6 protein-coding genes and 1 pseudogene are annotated in these 7,176 nt (G+C 43.9%); 3 read left to right on the forward strand and 4 right to left on the reverse strand.

The annotated features are described in order from the left end of the window. Nucleotides 1-103 precede the first annotated feature (103 nt). Both CVV54_08005 and CVV54_08010 read left to right on the forward strand, forming a co-directional pair. On the forward strand, nt 104-775 hold the full coding sequence (locus CVV54_08005) for a hypothetical protein (GenBank protein PKL04035.1): 672 nt from the start codon (nt 104-106) through the stop codon (nt 773-775). Between the two features lie 72 nt (nt 776-847). Further along, nucleotides 848-1,234, forward strand: coding sequence for an 8-oxo-dGTP diphosphatase MutT (locus CVV54_08010; protein ID PKL04036.1), 387 nt, complete (start codon nt 848-850; stop codon nt 1,232-1,234). Between the two features lie 119 nt (nt 1,235-1,353). Here the strand turns inward: CVV54_08010 and CVV54_08015 are convergent, their stop codons facing one another. Together CVV54_08015 and CVV54_08020 are read right to left on the reverse strand one after the other, a co-directional pair. Beyond that, a complete protein-coding gene (locus tag CVV54_08015; GenBank protein PKL04037.1) occupies nt 1,354-2,271 on the reverse strand; it encodes an ABC transporter permease in 918 nt (305 codons plus the stop codon). After that, nucleotides 2,252-3,007 carry an ABC transporter ATP-binding protein gene (locus tag CVV54_08020; protein PKL04038.1) on the reverse strand — a complete coding sequence of 252 codons (756 nt, stop codon included), beginning with the start codon at nt 3,005-3,007 and terminating at the stop codon, nt 2,252-2,254. The genes CVV54_08015 and CVV54_08020 overlap by 20 nt, the downstream gene beginning before the upstream one ends. Before the next feature lie 224 nt (nt 3,008-3,231). On the opposite strand from CVV54_08020, the gene CVV54_08025 reads away from it, so the two are divergent. After that, nucleotides 3,232-4,035, forward strand: coding sequence for a hypothetical protein (locus CVV54_08025; protein PKL04039.1), 804 nt, complete (start codon nt 3,232-3,234; stop codon nt 4,033-4,035). 176 nt (nt 4,036-4,211) lie between these two features. Here the strand turns inward: CVV54_08025 and recQ are convergent, their stop codons facing one another. Beyond that, entirely contained in the window at nt 4,212-6,038 is a 1,827-nt protein-coding gene (recQ, locus tag CVV54_08030) for a DNA helicase RecQ (protein PKL04040.1), read from the reverse strand. Between the two features lie 123 nt (nt 6,039-6,161). After that, nucleotides 6,162-7,073, reverse strand: a pseudogene (locus tag CVV54_08035) (hydroxyacid dehydrogenase). Between the last annotated feature and the right edge of the window lie 103 nt (nt 7,074-7,176).

The raw sequence follows: 7,176 nt of genomic DNA on the forward strand, positions 1-7,176 counted from the left end.
AGGGGGGCTTTTTTTATTCAAATCCCTCTGTTCACAAAATGCTCCTGTAATATAATAAAGGAGTTTAGTTTTTATATTTTTATATGATAAGGGAGTTTTATACATGAAGCCAATTATTAAGGTCCCTACACTAAGCGAACTCACATACCAGAGCATAAAAGAACAGATACTTTCCGGCAATATTAGACCTGGAGAAAAAATCAACGTTGACCACTATTCAGAAAAATTAGGCGTCAGCACTACTCCTGTTAGAGAGGCCCTTTCAAAACTCCATCAAGAGGGACTTATTCAGTATATTCCAAGAACGGGATGGCGGGTATCGAGAATTTCAAAAAAAGAGTTCAAAAAATTACAAGAAGTAAAAGCTCTGCTTGAGATAGCTTTGGCAGAACGTGCCCTGCAGTACATAAAACCAAGTGATATACCTCAACTCGTTGTTCTTAACAACCAAATGAAAAGTCTGATTCCAACTAACCCTGAAGTGAAGCCCGATCTTGAAAAACTCCTTATGGCAAATGATCGTTTTCACATGTATATTTTTTCATTTTATCCAAATAACATAATGATCGAAATTCTGCAACAGTCTTGGAATAACCTTAAATATCCCCGATTAATTTGGATATCAAGCGAAGAATTTCTCAACAAATTCTACGATGAACACAATGAAATTATTGAAGCAATTCGCAAAAACGATGCAGTCAGGTTAAGACATGCTGTTGAAAAACATCTGCAGTGTGGTACTAAATATATAGAGGAATGTCTTGAAGACAAATAGAATTTGTAATTATCAATTTAATGTTTCGGCAAAATACCTCAAGAAGACAAACCAACTGATAGCAGGCTAAATATGTTACGAGTAAGCGCAGCTATAATAAATAACTCTGATAACGAAATACTGATCTGCCAGCGGGGGCCGGGAGGTTCCTGCGAGTTTTTGTGGGAATTTCCAGGAGGAAAGATCGAACCCGGCGAATCCCCGGAAGAATGCGTGGTCCGGGAATGCCGGGAAGAACTTGGAATTGATATTGAGGTCCAGGACCTTTTCGAACAGATGACATATCCATATCCGGAAAGGGAAATTGAATTTTTATTCTTTAGAGCATCGATGACCGATGGAGTCCCCCTTGCATCTGTCCATAACTGCATCAAATGGGTCTCGCCAGACATGCTTGGAAAGTACGAATTCTGTCCGGCCGATGTCTTCGTTGTCGAGAAACTTTCAAAAGGCAAATAGCACTGATCATGTGATCTGCAGTATTCAAAATCTCCCGACGTTGCATCCTCAAATCACAGATGAATCTTCGTACCTTTCAGGCTATTGCCGTTTCTTTCTGTTTCTATCATATTGGTTGTTTATTTTAAGAAACCCTGAAGGATAGTTTCTTCCGCTTCTTTCTCCGTCATTCCAAGTGACATTAGTTTTGTCAATTGTTCAGATGCGATTTTGCCGATAGCAGCCTCATGAATTAATTGAGCATCGGAATTGAAGGCTGAGATTTCGGGGACAGACGAGACCTGTGCCTGATCCATGATGATCGAATCACACTGGATATGTCCGCGGCATTTGGCATAACCGCGCATGTTCAAATGAAAAACCTGTTTGGATTCATTCTGAGCCACTGACCTGGATATGATTTGAGCGGAGGCGTCTTCACCAAGCAAATTTACCGTGATGTTGGATTCAGCAGTCTGGCTCAGATATGTAAGCAGCCTTTCCGTCACGATCAAACGTGAGTTCTTATGCAAGCGAACTTCTGTATCCCGCAAAGTACTGTCTATCCCCTTAATCTGTACCATTTCAAGCTCGGCCGTTCCATTTTCCTCTATCTCTATAATGGTTTTGGGGTTTAAGATCCGTACGCCGCTGCCATCACCTTCGCCGTAGTGCTTTTCTACATACTTCATGCGGGCGCCCTTGCGTACAAAGAATTCATGGATCCCGTCGTGTTGAGCTTTTTTGCCGCCCTGATTATGGATACCGCAACCTGCCACGATCAGAACGTCTGAGTCTTCTCCTACTTCAAATGTGTTGTAAACCATATCCTCCATACCTTCCGATAAAATAACGGGGATATGTACGCTCTCTCCTTTTGTACCAGGTTTTATGATAACATCGATGCCTGACTTGTCTTTTTTCGTTATGATATCGATATTCGCCGTTGTATTACGTTCGACGCCCCGGCCATTTTTCCGAATATTGAATGCTCCGTGCGGCATCTCGTGCAGATCCGCAACCTCAGCTAACAGTTTTTTATCGATCGCATCCAGCAATTGCTTTTCCTCCTCTGCTGCAGCTCCGCCGACACATACAATCCGAGTCGAGGCGGCTGATTTCTCCAAGGACCTTTTCACGGTTGGTTATTTCGCTGACAGTTCCTTCGGCAACCATGATGACTTCATCGGCCAAATCAAGAATCCGCTCCTGGTGTGATATTATCAGGATAGTTGTATCATATTTCTTGTTCATCTTTTCGAATGTTTCCGTCAGCCTTTGCATGCTCCAGAGATCGATCCCCGCTTCAGGCTCGTCAAAGATGGCCAACTTCAAGTCACGGGCCAGAATCGTGGCGATTTCGATCCGCTTGACCTCTCCTCCGGAAAAGCTGGCATTGATTTCACGGTCCAAATAATCCTGAGCACACAGCCCGACATCATAAAGATAATCGCAAGTATCAACTGACGCCTTCTTCCCACCGGCAATCTCCAGAAGTTCACGTACCTTGATGCCTTTAAAACGGGCAGGTTGTTGAAATGCGTAACCGATGCCCATTCGTGCACGTTCGTAAAGCTCTTTGTGCGTTATGTCCACGCCATCCAACAAAATTTGGCCGCTCGTAGGCTGGTGAATTCCCATGATAGTCTTGGCCATTACGGATTTTCCGCCGCCGTTAGGCCCGGTCATTACATAGATTTTTTTATCATCCAAGGTGAAATTCACATCTTTTAATACTTGGATCTCACCCTCGTCGCCCTTTAATATCAGACCGATATTTTTAACTTCCAGCATTTTTATATTTCCCCCATATAATTTTTTTTTGTCCTTGATTCAGTGTCTGTGCTGGTGGAGGTATCTTTTATATACAAGCAGTGTTTTGAGAAAGCGAAAATACGTCAAATCCCATTTCATCTTCGTTGCTATAAATGATAGAATATTCATTCATCGGCATTGGAAACGGTGTAAAGTGCAGCGATATTTCCTTTACGCATATCATATAGCAAACCAAATTTTGTTTGTATTCAATGATATATGATTTAACTGTTTATATCAAAATTTGTAACATAAAAGGAGACAATGTCATGAAAATAAATTTTACTTCATTTAAATCGGTCCTGATGATTTTTGCTTTGATCGAAGTAATGGTGGTCGGGGCATATCCTGCTATCTCTTCAGCTGAAGAGCGAGACCGTAACACCATAACCGTTCAGGGATCATCAAGTATCACCGTTTCCCCCACGATAGCATACGTCAGTATCGGGGTAACGACGTTCAACAAAAATGCGGCGTCAGCACAGAGCGAAAATGCCGTAAAGATGGACAGAGTGTACAAAACCCTGGCTTCGCTGGGGATAAAGAAAAACAAGATAAAGACAGTGAACTATAACATCAGCCCACGCTATGACTACAAAAACAATGTCGCCACCCTGGCAGGCTACAACGTGATAAACAGCATCCGCGTAACTGTGAATGATCTGAAGAAGGTAAGCGATGTCCTTGATATGACGGTAAAAGAGGGAGTCAACCAATCCAACTCGATATCATTCGGAGTAACCGATGAGGAGAGAGATAGGCTTTACCTTCAGGCCCTCTCACAGGCTGTTTCAAATGCAAAGGAAAAGGCAAACACGATAGCAGCAGCTGCAGGAATTGCCATCTCAAAGCCGGCAAACATAATCGAGGGTTCTTCTGCCCATTTCGTCCAGCCAAACTACAGGGCCATGGATATGGCGAAAATGGCATCGGAAACCGCCCCTACCCCAATTTCTGAAGGGGAATTAATGATCGAAGCCAATGTGACTGTTATTTATGATTACTGATAAGGGTCGGCGGAGAATGCATCCGCCGGGAGTCGGTCGCGAGTCAATAGCAAATCAATTGGCAATCAGTTGGTTAGTATCTGAGAACAAGACCCTTCCTCGTCCTCCCGGTATGCTCCTGAGCCGGGATCCACGGGTATTTGGGTTTGCTTTTATTGTGCGGACCATCTTTGATGTCAGGAGCTTGATCTCCACTCTTTGATCGCGTCTATGAAGGCGTCCCCGTATTTTTCCAGTTTGACGCTGCCTACTCCGGGAACCTCAAGGAAAGCCTCTCTGTCTGACGGCAGTGTTTCGCACATCGCGGAAAGGGTCTTGTCAGAGAAGACAACATATGGGGGTACCCCCTCTGCTGCAGCCAGCTCTTTTCGCAGTGTTCGCAGAGAATCAAAAAGCTCTTCATTTACACTCTCTACTTGCTTGCGCTTCCGGATAGAAAGGGGCTTTTCAGCGCTTTCTTCGTGCTTTCGCATCAGAAGTTTTGTGTCGCTTTTCAGAAACTGTGTTGTCCTGCCGGTAAAAGAAAGTACGGGAAATTCTCCGTCCTCGATTTGCAGGAAGCCTTCGGCGGTCAGGAAGTTTACCATATTTCGTATAGCTTCAGCTTTGTATCCTTTCATGATCCCCCAGGTGGAGATCTTGTCAAAACCGAGGGACTTTATCTGGGCCTTCTGTGAACCTCGCAGCACATCTGTCAGGATCGCACTTCCAAACTTTCGTCCGCCTGTATGTTCGGCCATACGGTAGACAGAGGATATTATCTTTTTTGCCTCTGTAGTGATATCGACAAGGTCTGTCTGCGATGTGCAGCTACCGCAGGAACCGCAGGTTTCAGGCACATCCTCTTCACCGAAATAGTTCAATATCCATGATCTCAGACAGCCGGTCGTATGGCAGTAGTCAACCATTCCGCGAAGTTTAAGGTATGCTGCTTTTTTTGTCGCGGCATCCTCACTAAGCGATATAAAGTAACGCCCGGTCATTATGTCCTTTTCTCCGAAGAGCAGGATACAGTCCGCAGGCAAACCGTCGCGTCCTGCACGTCCGGCCTCCTGATAATAGGCATCCATAGTCGCGGGCATGTTGTAGTGGATCACATAGCGAACATTAGATTTGTCGATGCCCATTCCGAAAGCGTTGGTGGCAACTATGATCCCGACCTTGTCATATATAAAAGCTTCCTGGCTCTGCAGCCGTTCATCGCTGTCCAGGCCGGCATGATAACGTACTGCGCTTATGCCGCTTCGGCATATTTTATCGCGTACCGATTCAACTTCCTTACGCGTTGAACAGTAGACTATGCCGGAGACGTTTGGAAATTTTTTAACATACTCCAGCAGGTATTTTGTCTTGTCAGCCGGATGTTCAATCTGAAAAAAGAGGTTTTCTCGGTCAAATCCCGTCGTAACAGAAAAAGGGGATCTAAGTTCAAGCTGGCGGATAATATCTTCTCTGACCTCGGGAGTTGCAGTAGCAGTGAACGCAGTAACAACAGGACGCTGTCTCAGCGATGCGATAGCCGGTGCGATGTTCAGATAGGAAGGGCGGAAGTCATGTCCCCACTGGGAGACACAGTGTGCCTCGTCAACTACTATCAGGGCAATGTCCAGTGAATGGAGGAATTCGATGAAACCATTATTCTCGAGGCGTTCCGGCGCTATATAAAGCAGCTTTATCCTGCCGCTGCTTACAAGGCGGAAGATGGAGACCACTTCGTCCCATGTCATGGAACTGTTTATCGAGGCGGCCTGTACGCCACTCTGACGAAGTGCGTCGACCTGATCCTTCATAAGGGAAATAAGCGGGGATATTATTATGGAAACCCCTTTGTTCAAAACTGCAGGGATCTGGTAACAAAGCGATTTTCCTGCGCCTGTAGGCATTATCGCCAGTGCGTCATTGCCCTTCAGGATATTGTCAATGATCTCCTCCTGCCCTCGTCGGAAGGAGGTATAACCGAAAATATTTTTAAGCATATCAATAGGCTGCGGCAAAACAAACATTCCTTTATGATCATTTGAACAATGAGTATAGCACGGGAAAAATAATAAGTTTCAATCTGCAAGGATCCCTTTCAAGTTGAAGCCTATCCAATGTTACATTCATTCAACTAAACAAATTGGTGGTCAGTCATAAGTTTTTAATTTCTTAACTTCATTATGCAGTTCATCAACATCAGAAGTGATCATTCTTCTCTGCTCATCGAATTTGCGATACTCTTCAAGGGCAAGCGCATCGGCGACTTCCCGGCTGACCTTGCCCGGATTATCCAGCACTTCTCTTTCGTTGAATTCTAAAAATTCCCCAAGCTTTTTCTCCCAGTCACGCATGTACATTGGCATTTGTCTTTTCGCCATCAGCTCAGCATAATCAAGATACATTGAGACAATTCGGTTAAAGAAGTCCATTTCCTCTTTATTAAGATAATTTTTTGCAACGGTCACATCACTCTTTCTTACCTTTGCACCTTTAAAAGAAGTTAGCCCCATGTTGTCTTTTGCTGCATCTGCACGTTCTGCAATTAGTTCGGGAGCTGTATGTCCGTGTGTGGCATAGTGCAGTTTATTTTGTACTGTTTAAAAAAACAGATCGGCTTGTTCGCTGTGGCTGTCATAATCAATTGAAGTAGCAAAAATTTCTTTGATTTTATGGTAGAATCTTGCTTCACTTGCACGGATCTCACGGATACGCTCCGGCAGTTCATCAAAGTAATCCGCACCAAATTCTTTAGGGTTCTTTAGGCGTTCATCGTTCATTACGAATCCTTTTTTCATGTATTCGGTAAGCACATTTGATGCCCAGCGCCGAAAATGAATGCCTCTATTATTTCTGACACGATATCCTATAGCAAGTATCATGTTTAGGTTATAATGTTTGACTTGACGCTCAACGTAGCGTGCGCCCTCACTTTGAACTTGTAAGAAATCCTTACATGTTGGAGTCTCTTCAAGTTCTCCGTCGGCAAAAATATTTTTCATGTGAAGCGTTATATTTTGCGGAGTTGTTTGATAAAGCTCAGCTATGTTCCGCTGTGACATCCAGATATTTTCATCTTGAAAATAAACCTCTATTTTTGTGTCACCTTTTTCGGTTTGATATATAAGGATCTTGCCGATACCTTCAAGTTTGTTTTCACCGTTC

It is taken from the genome of Synergistetes bacterium HGW-Synergistetes-1 (genome assembly GCA_002839185.1).
GTDB lineage: Bacteria > Synergistota > Synergistia > Synergistales > Synergistaceae > Caenicola.

Coding starts and splice junctions, on each gene's coding strand:
- CVV54_08005 (PKL04035.1), top strand. CDS start 104: ATGAAGCCAATTATTAAGGTCCCTACACTAAGCGAACTCACATACCAG.
- CVV54_08010 (PKL04036.1), top strand. CDS start 848: ATGTTACGAGTAAGCGCAGCTATAATAAATAACTCTGATAACGAAATA.
- CVV54_08020 (PKL04038.1), bottom strand. CDS start 3,007: ATGCTGGAAGTTAAAAATATCGGTCTGATATTAAAGGGCGACGAGGGT.
- recQ (PKL04040.1), bottom strand. CDS start 6,038: ATGTTTGTTTTGCCGCAGCCTATTGATATGCTTAAAAATATTTTCGGT.